Here is a 15,522-nt window from a genome sequence, read left to right on the forward strand (position 1 = left end):
TAATGTGGCTTTAATATTAATCAGAGGAGAAAATAACTCAAAATTATTCAGTGCAATTGCTGATATGGAAAGACATGGCAATTTGAATTTAACCACCAAACCTAAGGTGGTTGATCCTGCATTTGCCGATTCACTTGTTGAAGGAATTCTAAATTCAAAACTTAGAACAAAATCTAATGTGGCCACTGCATTTTTCGTAAAGGAGGATACTACCTTAAGCATCATGCAGGTTAAAAAGATTCATCCTCCGGCACACGTTGTGGTTGTCAGTGATGAATATGGTGCATATTCCAAGTTGGAATATGTATTAAACAAATCTCCTAAATTAAAAGGATATCATTCCAATAAAGCTATTAATGATGGGATGATTGATTATAAAATAAATAAAAAAGAAAGGCACATAAGAAATGATAAATTGAATAGCTATGTAAAATAAGTTTCATAAAATTGTAAGGGCTATAAAAAAATAATAGTTTTCAAATGCTCTCTCGCTCAACATTAATTTATAGCGAGGAACCAAATAAATATGAAAAATATGAGTACCGAATCCTTACTGCAAACTTATTTCATAGAACGAAACAGCTCTAAAAATACACAAAGAATATATCGTCAAGTTGTGAAAATATTTGAAGAGCACACAGGTAAAACATTACCTGAAATCCTAGAGATTGCTGAAGTTGAAGAACAAAAAGTAAAGTGGACCAAATCCACTTTATACTATTTTTTAATAAGTTTTAGAAAATACTTATACGATAATTTGCAACCATCTACAGCACAGATGAAATTCACTGTTATTAAAACAATTATTAAATATTTTGATATTACTGTGTTGCCTTTAAAATCATTCAGTACCAAAAAATACCATAAGGTGGAATTAACTCCTGAAGACATTATCACACAAGATGAATTACAAACCTGTGTTAATGTTAAAAATCCTTTAGTCAAGGCAATTGCAACATTCATGTCCAGTAGTGGATGTTCTTTAATTGATACCTTCAACTTAACTATTTATGACTATGTTTATTCTACCAGGGAATATCATAATCTACCCTGTGATGATTCCAAGTATATTCATGAGATCTTGGATGTGTTGAATAGTCGTAAAGATATTGTACCGGTATTTGAGAAATTAAGGAGGCAGAAAACTGGTGTGCAGTATACTACTTTTTGCAGTCCTGAAGCGGTAATCTCTATTAACAATTATTTAATATACCGTGAGAAAAAGGAACATGAAAGTATGGGTAGGTATAATAAGAAGCATCCGGATAATCCTAAATTTTATCCTGGTCTGCAATTAACTGATCAGTTATTTAAAGGTAGTCATGGGAGTATTGAAAGAATGTTCCGGCAGGTTAATGAGGCTGTGGGTTTGGGTAAGGCTGGTAATTATGTTAAGTTTGCTCCTCATATGATGAGGCGTTATCATACCAGTCAGTTATATGCTGCTGGCTTAAGTGAGTATGAGATTAATTTGTTGCAGGGTCGTAAAACTCATGATGTTATTCATACAAGTTATTTGCGTGTTAAAGTCGAGGATTTGAAAGAGAAGTATATTAAGGCTTTGCCGTTCCTTGTTGTGGATGATGTTTATCGTGTTAAAACGGAGTTGGAAGTTGTTAGGGATGAGAATAAGGAGTTGAAGGAGGCTAATTTGAAGTATAAAGAAGTTGTGGATAGTATTGATGAGCGTATTGAGAGTAAGATTCAGGAGGCTATGGATAGTAAGGATGATGTGTTTGATGATCTGTTTTCGTGATTGTGTTTTTATGTGTTTGGTTATTGTTTAAAGTGTTTTGTTGAACGGTGATTTTTCAAACACATTGTGCTTCATTTTTTACTACTGAACAAACAAGCAATTATATTATTATAATATTGAACAATAGTATTTTAAATTAAAAATTAAATGAATAGAAACATTTATAAATATTTTCAACAATAAATAAAACTAACCAAAAAGGAGTGTAGAAAAAATTGTATTATAATTTATATGATGATTATAAAAAATTTGAAAGAATCGCAAAGAATTATGCGGAAGGATCTACTAAGTTGGATTTAAGTGATGAAAGATTTATAGCCCCAACCACTATGTTGCCTTTACTGTGTTTTGCAGGAGAAAAGAACATAGAAACTTTTCTAGTTAATTCAAATACTGAAGAATATATCAAAAGAATACTGAATAGAAAAGAAACAAGTACAACCGTACCTTATCAGATATTGCCTTTCTCCGAAAAAGAAAGACAAGACCATGAATTAAGCTTAAAAATTACTCAAAAAATAGATTCAGGATATGGGGGTCATTATACATTATTACATTTATTTTCGGAATTAACTAATAATATTTATAATCATACTCCATTTGAAGAAGAATTGGCTAGTCAAGGTTTCACTTATGCACAAGAATATCCCCATCCTCAAAAGTTAGATATTTCGGTTATGGATGATGGATTGGGTATACCTGGGAGATTTAAAAAATCTGGAATACCTTTTGAAGATGATTGTCATGCTATAGAAATAGCGATTAGTAACAATTCCACAGTATCTGATGATAAAGATGAAAGAGGTAATGGTTTATGGTCCACACTTAGATTAGTAGTTGAAGCAAATAAAGGTCAAGCATTAATTGTTTCAGGTACTGGTTGTTTACATATTCGAGGAAAAAATAGGTATAAATATTATCTATTAGATAACAAAAATATATTTAAAGGTACTTTAATCTCATTAAGATTAAATCATGATGAAGTTCAAAATTATTATGATTGGATAGAATTTTATAAAGGAAATCCGTATACATATGAAAGGAGGTAGTTAAAGTTGACAGAAACAGTTGTAATAAAAGACAAAATTAATTCATCATTGGAAATGAATTCGGCAGCTGTTGAATTCTTAGATGATGTTGATAAAATTAATGATAAAGATATTTTAATTGATTTTACTGGTGTTGTTTTTGTTAGTCGATCATTTGCACAATCGTACTTCACTAAGAAAAATAAACTAAATAAAAATATCAGTGAAATTAATATTTCTGAAGAGGTAAAACCCTTAATGGAAATGATTCAAAAAAAATTTGAATGAGAGTGTGATTAAAAATATGAATGATGATGTTTACATAAATGACTTAAAACAATCATATGAAATTATCAATAATACTAATACTGAAATAGATAATAAATCATTATCAATGATTGTTATAATAGGTGCAATGATAACTATACAATTATCATTTCTACTACCAACATTTAAAAATAATCCAACAGGAACCAGTATTTGTATCTGGGCATCTGTAGTTTATATTGTATCCATTTTATTATTCACTATTTCACTAATCAGTAGAAGATTTAAATATTATCCTGATATGGAAAGTATTATTGATAATTATGAATGTGACATATCTGAGTCAGAGTATATTACTTCCACTATTGGGATGTATGGATCCACAAATAAGTATAATTTGGAAGTAATAAATTTTAAAGGAATAATTAGTAGAATTGGATTTATTGCATTTATAATTGCAATTGGATTAACATTAATCTCAGTAATAATATAATTTTTGATAAAGCATGTCGGATAATAAAAAAGAAGAGAATAAAAAAAGAGAATTCCCAGAAGTTACACGAGATAACTTTGTAATAAAATCATTAGATTTAAAACATAATAAATTGATTAAAAAACTAGATGAAAAATAATGTTTGTAAAAAAAAGAATATGGGGTAGATGGGTTAAATGGAACTTAAAAAAATTATTTTAATAATTGGAATTATATGTGTAATCATTATCGGTGTAGGATATTTATATACTGCTAATAATCATAATGATAATTCTACACAAATCAATAATACTACTAATATTACAAAAAACATTACTAATACTACAAATAATACATTAAATAATTCTAATTCAGATGATGATGAAAAAGCATCTTCTAGTAAAAGTGAATCCGTAAATAATGAACCGGAATCCAGTTCTAAGAGTTATGTTGAAAAATGGGATGAATCTCAGCAAGGTGATGATGATTGGGCGTATACTCATGATCAACCTGTAAAAAAAGGAGATGATGGTAAAGAATATAAAAGAGTTTATGATGAAGACTCTGGAAAAAGTAGTTGGCAATCAACGGATTCAAGTGATTATGAAAATTGAATTGTTTCAAAAAATAATATTATGATGAATAAACATTAGAAATTGTTTGTAAAAAAAGAGTGTGGGGTCGTGGAAGTTGCAGCTTCTCACCCACAAACTCTGGCTACAAAAAAATAGTTCACCAGGAAAGTGATTAAAATTTTAGTAACCAATATTATATTAGAGAATAAGAATTATTTAATACTTACTAATTTTATAAAAATGGTATGTACTTTAAAAAAGATGGGAGTAATGGTTGGTAAAGGTATTTATTCTTCTGTTTTCTTTAATGTTACTGTTACTCCATTTGAATCTACTTCAGCAACCCAATCTACTAAGTCTCCTCTATTTAATTGTAATAAATCAACAATTGTTTCTGGAATTCCTACTCTTAATGAGTTGCCTCCTGCTGTTCCAATTTTACTTTGTTTTATAATCATCATATCACATACTTTATATTTGATTACTAATATATTTGATTTTAAACTACTTAAATGTTACCTTTATAATTACTTAATAAAAACATTTATATAGTAGATAATTCTACTATTATATATAGAAATTATCTCTGTGTTGCAGCACAGTAGATAATTCTAATATTATACCAGGAAAGTGTTAAAATGCTAAATAAGGAAATAGTTGAGTTGGATCATGTTCCAACTGAAGGAAAAAACACTGATAATTTAACTCGAAAAGCTAAATTATTAGAAGAAAGATTTTATAAAAAATCGCCTAAAGAGCAAAAATTGTTCTTCAGAAATGTAGTAGTGCAAAGTGCAGAACTAAAAGCATATCGTGAAGAAATCTCCTCCTTAAAAGAAGGAGGTGATTCTTTATGACTGAATCATACTTTACAGAAAATCAAAAAATGTACATTTCCAATTTCCCAAAATGGAATTTTGATGAATGTTACCGTATTCAAGAAATACTCCATGATAAAGGATATTTCATGAACTGTGTGCTTCGTGTAGGTTGTGACCGCAAATATCATGACGCATGGCAAGTGGAACGTGAAGATGTACCTCGTTTAGTTGAACAATTATTCCGCCAAAGACTTGTAGTGGAAGTCCAGGCTGAAGGTCATGGCAAAGCAAGTATAAATTTTGTCTATGATTATCATGCTGACACTATTATCTCTGCGGTGAAAAGGTTTTGGAGGAATAAAAAATGAGTCTTGAAACAACTAAAATGAACCTCCGTAGCCGTATTAAATCTTTGAATCGTAAAAGGAGTAAAGTTGCTTGTAAAATGGCAGAGGCTGTGGGTATCACAGGAGATTTTTTCAGTGATGAGTTGCCTTTTGATGATCCAAGAATTAGTAGTGTGGATGTTGAAAAATATGATGATCTTTGTAAAAAGATTTATGATGCTACTTGGGAGTTAGATCGTCTTGAATATATTGATGACCCTGAACTTCATGAAGCTCGTAAAAAGACTTTTACTTTTATTAATTCATTATCTTTAGAAGCAACTCTCTTATTCTTAAAGAGTAGGGGATGTTCTTCTACTTTTGATTTAATTGAAAAAGTGAAAGAAAATCCTAATATTATTCCTGAATGGGGGGTTTAATTTGAGTTTATTATTTGAAGATAAGGAAGCTCCTAAAAGATTAGGGAAAAAGGAAACTTTCAATGTACCATTAGATATTATTATTTATGGTTCTTTGATTTGTGGTAGTGGAATTTTACTCATGAGTGTATTTATGGGTATGTTTGTAGCAGGAGTCTGATAAGTATGGTTCTTAAATTTAAGGATAGGGAAAGTCCTAAAAATAGGTTAAAAATTCATGTCTGTGGGTTAACTGGTTGTGGTAAATCCACTTTTGCTGAGGAATATTGTAAACAAGCTGGTTTAAATCCTATTGTTGTAGATATTGATGATACTAATTATAGTACTCAAGCTAATCCTGATGTGGATTTTATTGGTAATGATAGGCAAATCTTTACTAAAATTTGTAATCTTTTGGATGAGATTAATAAAACTGATTTTGACACTATTATTTATGATGGATGGGATAGTAGTATGGAGAAAATTACTCCGAAAGAAAAGGATGGTAATCCATTTTATCATTTAAGTGTCCGTAAACAAAGATGTGAAATGATTATGAATAGGTTATTGAATTCTGGTAAGCATCTTATTTTTATTGGGCAAGTGGATACTAAAATTGTTGATGACCCTAAAAATAAACCATCTTATCCAGTTAAAGTTATGAATAATTGTGTTAATGTGAGTTATTTCTGTTATGTTACTAAAGATGGTGAATTTCTTTATGATATTATGAAGAATCGTTTTGGTGACCGTTTAAGTGGGTTGAATGTTTTTGAACCTATCCCTTATATTGTAAAACAGGAAAAAGTGGAGCCTATTGTTCAAAAACCTAAAAAGGACAAACTTGTTGAGAATAATGTTGATGAAAGTGAGAATCTTGCGGTTCCTCGTTTGATTCAAGAATGTGTGGATGCATTAGTTCGTAATGGTAGGATTCCTACTAATGATGTGGTGCGTATTTGTATTGAGGATAGGTGTAAGGACCAGGAGGAACATGATTTGTGTATGAAGTGGTTGGATGAAAATATTAATCTTGGGGGCATTTCTTAAAAATGTCCTCTAAAATTTTTATTAAATTTGCAGATAAAGAGGGTGTGCAGTTTGAAGTGCATTCTGATTCTGGTGAAGTGTATATGGTTACTTGGGATTTTGATAATGGATGGATGTGCGATTGTAAAGGCTGTTTGTTAGGTAAGCATCTTTGTAAGCATATTTGTGCTTGTATTAATTATATGAATTTTGTGAATATGGCCTTGCTTAATGATCATCATGTTTTTAAGGGTGAGGTGAGTGTATGAATATGAATGGTGAGTTTCCTATGGATCAACGTGTTAGTATTCGTTTGCATATTAGTGAGAAAAAGCAAGCTCAGGATTTACCTTTCACTTACAGGGAGATTTTTATGTATGGGTTACGGGCGTTGTCTCATGAGGAAACTATGTTGAAATTTAGCATTGGTAGTCTTGAGGAGACTTTAGCTGAGAAGGAGGCTGAGGTGCATAGTTTGAAGGCTTTGGTTTCTGCGAAGAAAAATAGGTTGAGGATGATTGCTCCTCATGAGTTGGATGAGTCTACTTTGCGTAGTATGTTGGTTGATTCTGCTAGGGAGTATGCAGTGTCTATTTTTAATCGTCATGGTGAGCATTCTCTTAGGAGTATTGAGAGTGGTGTTGCGAAGTCTAGTATTCGTTCTGAGGGGCGTGAGTTAGGTTATGATGGTGAGAAGTTTTTGGTTGAGGTGAAGAATTATCTTGAGGATTTGTGTCAGACATTGGTGTCTGACAGTTCAGGTGATGAGAATGAAATGTATGACAAGGATGTCTGACATTTCAAATTGTAAGTATTATTCAAATGTCGGACAGGCACTGTGTCGGTATGACATTTGGTTAAGTTAGTTAAATTCTATTGTCGGACAGTATTGTCTGACATTTGAAAGGGGATTATTATTATTAATTATTATTATTAATAATTCTTTTTCAATATCAATGATATCATATAACAATGTTATAAAGAGGTTAAAAAAATGAATTCTACAATATTAGAATTGGAACAACAAGACATTGAATTACAACTACGAGCAATTCAATTGAAACGAAAACAATTAGAAATTGAACGAGAGAAATTAAACAAAAAATATTCCAAACCTAAAGCTGAAGATAATCCAAAGAGTTTTAATAATCTCACAATCCCTCATAAAAAAGAGGAATTGTACCTTCATTACAGCAATTATGTGAAAGATAATCATATTAACATTACTGATGTTTGCCCAGATGGATCTATTATGATTCGCCATGGTAAAGATTCATGTACCATTTCCAAAAAATATTCCATGAGATCATTATCTTGGATTAAACAGAAATTACCTGTTTGGGTAAATCTTCAAAGGGAAACTAATCATTTTTGGGATAAGATTGCGAATAAGTATTCACGTAAATTCTTACCTAAAGGTGAAAGCATCTCCCGTACTACTATGAAGAAATTATGTTACTTTGTGGATTCAGGTAATGCAGAAGTTTGGTTTGAGAAATATGATTATTTAAAAGGTAAAGGAAAACAAGTTACATTGGAAGGAGGAGTTTTATGAGTAATACAAAACTATTAGCAGACACTAGACATTTATTAGTATCATTAAGTGGTTTAAAAGCATTCGATAATCTTGCTGAAGGAGTCACTAGTAATGATAGTCATGTTAGTGTAAATATATCTGAGTTAATACCATTGGATTTCAGTAATGAAATACAACTAATTGATGAGGCATTAAAAGTCGATGATAGTATTGATGATAGTATAATGGGTAATTTATGTGAATGGTCTAGTTTGGTTACTGAGGTCTCTGTTAAAGAAGTTGATTTATTCAATAAAAAAGAAGCGTATAATGCTTTAAGTGAGGAGATTATAGCAAGTACTGATTTTAAGGCATTATATGGTAAGAATAATGAGAGTATTCGTAAACAACATTGTCGTGAAGAATTATCTGAGGAGTATAATGAGATTAAAAAATTAGAGTTTGGTATTGATTATTGTAAAAGACGCATTAGTTTTTTAAAGTCATTGATACGTGTTAAAACTGTAAGTATGGAGATTAAAGAATGAAGTATTATTTAATTTACTTCTTTCTTTTTCTTATTTTAATAATGGTGTATGTTGGTGGATTTTTGAATGAAAAAAGAAAGGAACGTAAAAGTAAGAGGGATTTTAAACGACGTCAAGAAAAATATGGGAAGATGATATGATGAGTTTAATGACTATTGAACAGATTGTTAAAAAGATAATGGGTGGAAATTGTAGGTATAAATTAAATTTGCCTAAAAAACAATTCCTGGTCGAATCAGATGATCCTATTTCTCAAGAGGATATTGATAAGATTTGTGATGAGGTTATGGCTTTTGAATCTTTAAGAAGTTTTGATGGAAAAGTAGTATTTTTTAATTATTGGTGATATGGATGGAATTAGAACAGGTTAAGTTTAACAAAAAATGGATTACTCCAATTCGCAACGGAAATAAAACTCAAACAATGAGAACCCCTGAAAAAAGAATTGAAACTCCAGTTGGTAAAATCATAGCTGCAATATTCCCAGGAACATTAAATGTCATAGCATTACTCATCACAAAAAAAGGGTATAAATCATTTAAAAATATTAATGATGCTGATGCTCAACGTGAAGGATTTCATCGTGCTTTTGAATTGAAAGAAGAATTATTGAGTATTTATCCATATTTGGAAGATTATAACAGAGTTTACTATTATCAATTCAGAGTGGTGGCTCAGATAAAAGATGAAAATGCAAGGGTGATTTGAATGAGTGATAAAAAATGGTTTTTAAATACTGATGTTATTGAAGGTACTGATATTTGTGAGGAAGGAATTCCTCATACTAATAGAAGTATTGTCAATATTTTAAATAGATATGAAAGAAATTTGAATGAGTTGAAAACTAAAACTCAAAGGTTAGAACAAGATAGAGAAACCCTATTTAAATTTAAAGCTGAATTAAGGGAAGCTATTAAAAATGAACGTACTCATCTTGGTCATAATGCATTGGTTAATTTAGCAAGTAATTTAGGAGTGGAGTTATGATTAGTAGTGATTGTAAAGATTGTCCATTCTTGGATGAGGATAATAAAAGATATCCATGTAAACTTGATTATCCTATACGCTGCAATATATTGTACTCTTATGTTAATGAACATAATTGGAGGCATGGTTTATTATGAGTGATATTATTAAAGTGAGAAAAAGTCAATCATATAATGGTTGCTGGATAGATTTGTTTAGTTTTTGTCCTTATGAGGGTCCAAAGCCAGGTTTGCATATTACTTTTAAAACTCCTGATTTTGAATATAATATGAGTAAAGAGGACTTTAAAAAGTTTAGGAAGATGGTTAATGAGGTGACTGTATGATTACTGAGTATCATTGTTGTTGTGATTGTAAACAGAGTATAGATGTTCCAGGTCGTAAACCTGATAGTTTTGAAACTGGTTGTTTGGATAAAAGAGGAAAACCGAATAAATCTGGTGGTTTATGCAGGTGTGAATACTTCATAAGGAGATGATTTTTTTATGAGGTTTGAAGATTGTAAATTTAAAGGTAAACATGAAATCCGAACAGATGTCACTAAGGAGATTATTATTGCCTGTCGTGAAAGTATACCTGTGTTCAATGAATTAAATATTTTCACGGTTCAGGATTATATTCATTTATTATTGGATGAATCCGAGTATAATGTTAAAGGACATTATTTTTATGAAAGGTCCACTAATATTAGAATCCCGTTAAAAGTATTTAAGATTGTTGCAATAGAATATATTTTAGAGCATCTTGATGATTTCAAGTTAAAATATCCTGGTTGAACATCCCTTTAAATTTTTAATTTGAGTGATGTTATTGAAAAAAATTAAAGATGATCCACAAACAAGATTCTGGGTAACTACCTGTAAATATTGTGGATCAACTTTTATCAAATTCCAAAATGCTACTAAATATTGTAGTGATAAATGCCGAGATTACAGTACTCTTGAGCATACTGAAAAACGTGTACGTAAACATCGTAAAAAACACAGGTCGCAAACAGATAGTTATTGGGGATTGGGCAGTGGTTACTTGCACGGAACCCCAAAAAATGATTTTAAAGAGGAACGCAAAGCAATAATGATGGAACGCAGACGATTAAAACTACCGGCAAAATAATAAAAAGGAGGATTATTTTTGAACGTTCATGAAAAAATGTCTAATTTAATTAAATCTCCTAAGGTTCGTAAATTTGATGATTCACTTTCAGAGGATATCTTTAATTATATTCATTCAGAAATTATTCCAAAATATGATGATTTAACTGATTGTCATATGTATAAGTTGCCTCAAGAAATAAATGCTGATTATGAATATATCTTTAAATTAAAACATCCCTTATTTAAACAGGAAAGTGAAACATTAACTAATAACATATATGAAGATATTTCTGATTATTGTGATAAGATTAATGAACCTTATTACATTTTAAAAATTTTGATTATATTAAGTGAAATTTAACATTTCACACATTTACTTTTTTTCTATTTCGTTACAGTGATTTTTGAAGGTGAGGAATTTCATATTTTATAAAAATTTTTTTCAGTATAAAAATTCCTGAAAATAATTGTTTGTAAAAAAAAGAGATTCTGGGTACGTAAAAAACTTCATTTGCGATAAAAGTGATTAAAACAATAATAAGGTCATTAAATAAAAGTGAAAGATAATAAATCTGCCATAATTAAAAATATTCTCTTTTTACTTTTATTCCTCCTAATTAAACACTAAAAAATATTGTAAACACGTTTTAAAAAAGGGATAATTTACTAAAAAAATTTTAAGATTCTTCACCTTTTTCAAATAAAAAAACTCTACGTCGAATACTAAAAGCGACTTCGTTACAATCGAAAGGGGGTTTAAATCCCCCATTCATCACTCTAATGTAGGTAAACTGTCTAACCAAAACTACAATCTCCAAAGTAGATTAAATAGTGGGTTCAAATCCCACTACCTACACCATATAAAAAACTTAAAAAAAAGGTGATTAACAAATGGAATTTGATAACATTTCAATTTTAATTATAGGATTATTACTCGGTGGAATGTTTAGTTTATATCTTGGAATGGAAAACATTGCATCAGCAATTTTCGGTGGTTTAATAGGATACTTAGCAAAAGACCCAATTAAAACACTCTTGAATCATAGCGACACCCAAGATGAGAGTGTTGAAGATGACATCTAAAACCTTAACTAAAAAAATACCTTACCAGAGGACAGTGTGGGTGACAGGATTTGCAAAAACAATAAGCAGCACCACATTAATAACCCTAGGAATAGGATTACTACTCGATGGATTAACCAACCATTTAAAATGGAAAGGATACAACCACACAGAATTAACAGTAGGAATATTATCATTAATAATGGGAGTAGTAATCGTGATACTAATAGACTTATGGAAAGATAAAAAGAAAAAAGAAGAACTTGAAATAATCGACAAAACAATCAACGAAAAAGCAGAAAAAATAGCTGAAAGAAAAATACTCGAAGCAATGTCTAAACTAGACAAAAAATAACAAATTGGTGAGTATATGGGAGAAATTTGGGAAGAACCACAAACAGATGAAAAAGGCAAAGAAACTGCCAGAGCATTTGAAGTGTTCAATCAGTACCTAAACTCTCCCAAACCTAGAACATTACCTAAATTTTTAAGATGGATTGAAAAAAACCCCTCTGAGACCAATTCAAAACCCCCTAAAAAATGGACTGTTGATGAATGGTCCAAGAGATGGCACTGGAAAGAAAGAGCTGAAGCTTATGATGTGAATAATGTTGAACGTATTCGTAACCAGAATAAAGTTTTAGTTGATGATGCATTCGGGGGTCAAGTTAGAACTATTCTTGATCAACTTAATGATTTGGATGATGAAAGAGATTCTATTTATGTTTCTGATTTGGATGAGGATAAAAAAGCTAGGGCTTTGAAGCGTAATAGTGAGAATAAAGCTATTCTCATGAAAGAGTTGCGTTTAATTATGGGTATGACTACTGATAATAATAAGTCTGTTGTTGAACATAATGGTTTAAGAAGGTTGGCTGATGCGTTCAAGTAAACAATATTGGGAGTGGGGGGAGACAAGTCCCAAAAGTAAAGATTTCTTCAATAATAGTAATGCTTGGATTAATATTGCACATGGGGCTGTCCGTTCAAGTAAAACAATTACTTGCAGTGCAAGATGGTTAAAATTTTTAAGTGAAAGTCCTCATGATGAATTTTTAATGAGCAGTAAAACTATCAGTACACTTAAACGTAATGTTTTAACTAATTTTTTTAAGATGTTAAATACTGAAGACATATGGTATCATCATGACAGGTATGAGAATATACTATATGTTGAAGATAAAACAATCTACTTGATGGGTTTTAATGATGAGGGAGCTACTGATGTTGTTGCAGGAATGACCGTGGGTGGATGGTATGGTGATGAGTTAACCCGTAACCCTAAGTCCACTATTGAGATGGCTATAAGTAGGTGCAGTTTACCTGGAGCAAAAATGTTCCTAAACATGAACCCTTCCAACCCATATCATTTTATTTTCACTGATTATATCAACAATAAAGAATTAATAGAAAAAGGTACTGTTAAAGTATGGAATTTCTTATTAGAAGATAATCCTAACTTACCTAAACAATATGTTGAAGAATTAATCAGAGTAAACAAGAAAAACCCATTATTTTACAAAAGAAATATCCTTGGCCAATGGGTTATTGCCGAAGGAGCTATCTATGACATGTTTGATACTGATGTTCATGTATACAATAATCAAGTAAAAATGGATGACATTAACATCTGCTGTGATTATGGAGTCAGCACTGTCACTACATTTGGAGTAATGGGTATTAAAAAAGACCTCGAATTTGGAAATAAATATTATTTAATGGATGAAACTTACTATGACCGAGAGATAAAAGGAGTAGCCCAATCAGATGAGGATAGAATAGAAGATATACTCGTTTTGCAAGATAAGTATCATCTAAATAAAAACAATACTCTGTATTTGCCTCATGATGCAGCAAGTTTAAAAGCAGCTGCTAAAAAAGATAAAAGGGTACTCTTGAAAGTCAGAACCTATGCTCCAGATACTTATGAAGATATAACCACTATCCAAAACTTATTTGCTACTAATCGTTTTTTTATCAATCAAAGTTGCACGAATAGCATTACTCAAGCTCAAAGTTATTGTTGGGATACTAAAGCTCAACAACGGGGAGAGGATCGGCCACTCAAAGTTGATGATCATTGTCCGGATATGTGGCGTGGAGGAATACTAGGGCCTATGAAGAAAAGAGGTGCAGTATTAAGAAAAAGAAAAGCAAGGAGTTAAAAGAATATGAAAGTTGTAACTAATCAATTTTTAAAACAAGCCGTAATTAAAAGTGTGCTTAATGAATATGATATTCGTTCACAGGAATTAAGTAAAGATGAATTGCAATATGGGGATGAAATAATCAAACCGCCATATGATCCATTCAAATTAAACATACTACGTGAAGTATCTGGTTTACATGATATTTGCATTACCACTAAATGTGAAGATGCAATATTCAACGGCAAAAAAATCATCAACAATAAAGGTGGAGATATTCCTCCTGATTTGGAAGAATTTTTAAATGATTTTAATTTTGATGAGGAAGTTGAGAAATTTGCGGATGATGTAGAAACATTTGGTTATGCTGGTTTGGAAATACTTCGTGAAGGAAACAAAATTAAAAGTGTCAATCATATCAGTAGTTTGTATTTGCGAATGTGTAAGGATAAGAAACGTGTTGTTAATCAGATTAATAGTGTGAAAACTTACTTTAAAGTATATGACCCAACTAATATGGAAGTTTTAAATAAAAAGACTGGAACATTTAATGAAGGTATAACTCCCGATACTATTGCTAATGAAATCTTATGGTTTAACACTCATTCTTCAGAATCTAAAGTTTATGGTAAACCTAAATATGTTTCAGAGATTCCAGCTATTGTCACTGATAATGCTATTGTGGAATATCAACAATCACATTTCAGAACACGGGGTGTGCCTAACTATATCATTACTATTAGTGGGAACATTGAAGAAAATGAAGATTATAGTATGGATGATTTTGAAAAGGATCTTGAGAAAGAATTCAAGGATGTTACTAATGAACCTGGGACTGCAATGGTTTTAACAATTCCGAGTGAAGATAATAATTTAAATGTTAATGTTCATAAAATTGGAGAGGAGAAAAAAGAAGGTAGTTTTCTTGAATTAGCTGAAAGCATAGGGGATAGGATACGCCGTATTCATCGTGTGCCTCGTGAAAGACTTGGGGATAGTGAAGGTTCTGGAGTAGGGAGTAATCGTACTGAAATGTTATTAAAAAATTATAGTAAATCTACTGTGGGAACTTTACAAAAAAGAATTGCTAATGTCATCAACAAGACTATTATCAAATATGAATTCCAGAAAACTTACATTATTATTGAGTATAATCCTGTTAATTTTGAAGAGGAAGATAATATTCTTGAAAGAGGTATTAAATTACTTCAAAATGGTGCTATGACTTTAGGAGAATTTGTTAATAGGTTTGGTGAGCCTTTTGGTTTGAATATGGAATCTGATGATGAGTATTATGAGGCAAGGTTTATGAATAATCAAAGTCTTGATACTGTGCTGTATGGTAATGATCCTATTGATTCTGAAGGCAAGTTGAATAAGTTAATTGATGATTTTGATGAGGACATGAAGGGTATTAATGAACCTATTGATGATGATTTAGATGATGAATATCCTTTAGAAGAATAACTCTCTATA

Annotated in this window: 28 protein-coding genes; 27 read left to right on the forward strand and 1 reads right to left on the reverse strand. The window is 30.8% G+C overall.

The window, feature by feature from the left end; translation table 11 throughout:
- Positions 1–4 precede the first annotated feature (4 nt).
- From QZV03_RS07470 to QZV03_RS07495, 6 genes are all read left to right on the forward strand, one after another.
- The gene (locus tag QZV03_RS07470; protein ID WP_296875460.1) at positions 5–436 is read left to right on the forward strand and encodes a DUF356 domain-containing protein; all 432 of its coding nucleotides are present in this window, start codon (positions 5–7) and stop codon (positions 434–436) included.
- Positions 437–757: 321 nt separating this feature from the next.
- The gene (locus QZV03_RS07475; protein ID WP_296875462.1) at positions 758–1,756 is read left to right on the forward strand and encodes a hypothetical protein; all 999 of its coding nucleotides are present in this window, start codon (positions 758–760) and stop codon (positions 1,754–1,756) included.
- A gap of 215 nt (positions 1,757–1,971) precedes the next feature.
- Positions 1,972–2,805 carry a hypothetical protein gene (locus QZV03_RS07480; protein WP_296875463.1) on the forward strand — a complete coding sequence of 278 codons (834 nt, stop codon included), beginning with the start codon at positions 1,972–1,974 and terminating at the stop codon, positions 2,803–2,805.
- A gap of 6 nt (positions 2,806–2,811) precedes the next feature.
- Positions 2,812–3,072: a hypothetical protein gene (locus QZV03_RS07485; protein WP_296875465.1), complete on the forward strand. Its 261-nt coding sequence runs from the start codon at positions 2,812–2,814 to the stop codon at positions 3,070–3,072.
- 16 nt (positions 3,073–3,088) lie between these two features.
- Complete coding sequence (locus QZV03_RS07490) at positions 3,089–3,544, forward strand: hypothetical protein (protein WP_296875467.1); 456 nt, start codon at positions 3,089–3,091, stop codon at positions 3,542–3,544.
- Between the two features lie 176 nt (positions 3,545–3,720).
- Positions 3,721–4,137: a hypothetical protein gene (locus QZV03_RS07495; protein ID WP_296875469.1), complete on the forward strand. Its 417-nt coding sequence runs from the start codon at positions 3,721–3,723 to the stop codon at positions 4,135–4,137.
- A 248-nt stretch (positions 4,138–4,385) separates the two neighbouring features.
- Here QZV03_RS07495 and QZV03_RS07500 read toward each other — a convergent pair whose 3' ends face one another.
- The gene (locus QZV03_RS07500; RefSeq protein WP_296875471.1) at positions 4,386–4,559 is read right to left on the reverse strand and encodes a hypothetical protein; all 174 of its coding nucleotides are present in this window, start codon (positions 4,557–4,559) and stop codon (positions 4,386–4,388) included.
- Positions 4,560–4,736: 177 nt separating this feature from the next.
- Between QZV03_RS07500 and QZV03_RS07505 the strand changes: the two genes are divergently transcribed.
- From QZV03_RS07505 to QZV03_RS07605, 21 genes are all read left to right on the forward strand, one after another.
- Positions 4,737–4,955 carry a hypothetical protein gene (locus QZV03_RS07505; RefSeq protein WP_296875473.1) on the forward strand — a complete coding sequence of 73 codons (219 nt, stop codon included), beginning with the start codon at positions 4,737–4,739 and terminating at the stop codon, positions 4,953–4,955.
- Positions 4,952–5,287 carry a hypothetical protein gene (locus QZV03_RS07510; protein ID WP_296875474.1) on the forward strand — a complete coding sequence of 112 codons (336 nt, stop codon included), beginning with the start codon at positions 4,952–4,954 and terminating at the stop codon, positions 5,285–5,287. The genes QZV03_RS07505 and QZV03_RS07510 overlap by 4 nt, the downstream gene beginning before the upstream one ends.
- Entirely contained in the window at positions 5,284–5,685 is a 402-nt protein-coding gene (locus tag QZV03_RS07515) for a hypothetical protein (protein ID WP_296875476.1), read from the forward strand. The genes QZV03_RS07510 and QZV03_RS07515 overlap by 4 nt, the downstream gene beginning before the upstream one ends.
- Position 5,686: 1 nt before the next feature.
- Positions 5,687–5,845, forward strand: coding sequence for a hypothetical protein (locus QZV03_RS07520; RefSeq protein ID WP_296875478.1), 159 nt, complete (start codon positions 5,687–5,689; stop codon positions 5,843–5,845).
- A 5-nt stretch (positions 5,846–5,850) separates the two neighbouring features.
- Positions 5,851–6,714, forward strand: coding sequence for an AAA family ATPase (locus tag QZV03_RS07525; RefSeq protein ID WP_296875480.1), 864 nt, complete (start codon positions 5,851–5,853; stop codon positions 6,712–6,714).
- Between the two features lie 2 nt (positions 6,715–6,716).
- Positions 6,717–6,962, forward strand: coding sequence for a hypothetical protein (locus tag QZV03_RS07530; RefSeq protein WP_296875482.1), 246 nt, complete (start codon positions 6,717–6,719; stop codon positions 6,960–6,962).
- 20 nt (positions 6,963–6,982) lie between these two features.
- Positions 6,983–7,489 carry a hypothetical protein gene (locus QZV03_RS07535; protein ID WP_296875484.1) on the forward strand — a complete coding sequence of 169 codons (507 nt, stop codon included), beginning with the start codon at positions 6,983–6,985 and terminating at the stop codon, positions 7,487–7,489.
- 198 nt (positions 7,490–7,687) lie between these two features.
- Positions 7,688–8,248 (forward strand): hypothetical protein, encoded by a 561-nt coding sequence (locus tag QZV03_RS07540; RefSeq protein WP_296875486.1) that lies wholly within the window; start codon positions 7,688–7,690, stop codon positions 8,246–8,248.
- Positions 8,245–8,757, forward strand: coding sequence for a hypothetical protein (locus QZV03_RS07545; RefSeq protein WP_296875487.1), 513 nt, complete (start codon positions 8,245–8,247; stop codon positions 8,755–8,757). Before QZV03_RS07540 ends, QZV03_RS07545 begins: the two co-directional genes overlap by 4 nt.
- A gap of 136 nt (positions 8,758–8,893) precedes the next feature.
- Entirely contained in the window at positions 8,894–9,103 is a 210-nt protein-coding gene (locus tag QZV03_RS07550) for a hypothetical protein (protein ID WP_296875489.1), read from the forward strand.
- Between the two features lie 5 nt (positions 9,104–9,108).
- Complete coding sequence (locus QZV03_RS07555) at positions 9,109–9,465, forward strand: ASCH domain-containing protein (protein ID WP_296875491.1); 357 nt, start codon at positions 9,109–9,111, stop codon at positions 9,463–9,465.
- Positions 9,466–9,744, forward strand: coding sequence for a hypothetical protein (locus QZV03_RS07560; protein WP_296875493.1), 279 nt, complete (start codon positions 9,466–9,468; stop codon positions 9,742–9,744).
- 133 nt (positions 9,745–9,877) lie between these two features.
- Positions 9,878–10,069 (forward strand): hypothetical protein, encoded by a 192-nt coding sequence (locus QZV03_RS07565; protein WP_296875495.1) that lies wholly within the window; start codon positions 9,878–9,880, stop codon positions 10,067–10,069.
- A gap of 159 nt (positions 10,070–10,228) precedes the next feature.
- Positions 10,229–10,519 carry a hypothetical protein gene (locus tag QZV03_RS07570; protein ID WP_296875497.1) on the forward strand — a complete coding sequence of 97 codons (291 nt, stop codon included), beginning with the start codon at positions 10,229–10,231 and terminating at the stop codon, positions 10,517–10,519.
- A 34-nt stretch (positions 10,520–10,553) separates the two neighbouring features.
- Positions 10,554–10,856, forward strand: coding sequence for a hypothetical protein (locus QZV03_RS07575; RefSeq protein WP_296875499.1), 303 nt, complete (start codon positions 10,554–10,556; stop codon positions 10,854–10,856).
- Positions 10,857–10,874: 18 nt separating this feature from the next.
- Positions 10,875–11,198 (forward strand): hypothetical protein, encoded by a 324-nt coding sequence (locus QZV03_RS07580; RefSeq protein WP_296875501.1) that lies wholly within the window; start codon positions 10,875–10,877, stop codon positions 11,196–11,198.
- Between the two features lie 530 nt (positions 11,199–11,728).
- Positions 11,729–11,920: a hypothetical protein gene (locus QZV03_RS07585; RefSeq protein ID WP_296875503.1), complete on the forward strand. Its 192-nt coding sequence runs from the start codon at positions 11,729–11,731 to the stop codon at positions 11,918–11,920.
- A complete protein-coding gene (locus QZV03_RS07590) occupies positions 11,910–12,254 on the forward strand; it encodes a hypothetical protein (RefSeq protein WP_296875505.1) in 345 nt (114 codons plus the stop codon). The genes QZV03_RS07585 and QZV03_RS07590 overlap by 11 nt, the downstream gene beginning before the upstream one ends.
- Before the next feature lie 15 nt (positions 12,255–12,269).
- On the forward strand, positions 12,270–12,791 hold the full coding sequence (locus QZV03_RS07595; RefSeq protein ID WP_296875507.1) for a hypothetical protein: 522 nt from the start codon (positions 12,270–12,272) through the stop codon (positions 12,789–12,791).
- A complete protein-coding gene (locus QZV03_RS07600; protein ID WP_296875509.1) occupies positions 12,778–14,064 on the forward strand; it encodes a PBSX family phage terminase large subunit in 1,287 nt (428 codons plus the stop codon). Before QZV03_RS07595 ends, QZV03_RS07600 begins: the two co-directional genes overlap by 14 nt.
- A gap of 6 nt (positions 14,065–14,070) precedes the next feature.
- Positions 14,071–15,513, forward strand: coding sequence for a phage portal protein (locus tag QZV03_RS07605; protein WP_296875511.1), 1,443 nt, complete (start codon positions 14,071–14,073; stop codon positions 15,511–15,513).
- The last annotated feature ends 9 nt before the right edge of the window (positions 15,514–15,522 follow it).

The sequence above is a fragment of the uncultured Methanobrevibacter sp. genome (assembly GCF_902788255.1).
Lineage (GTDB): Archaea > Methanobacteriota > Methanobacteria > Methanobacteriales > Methanobacteriaceae > Methanocatella.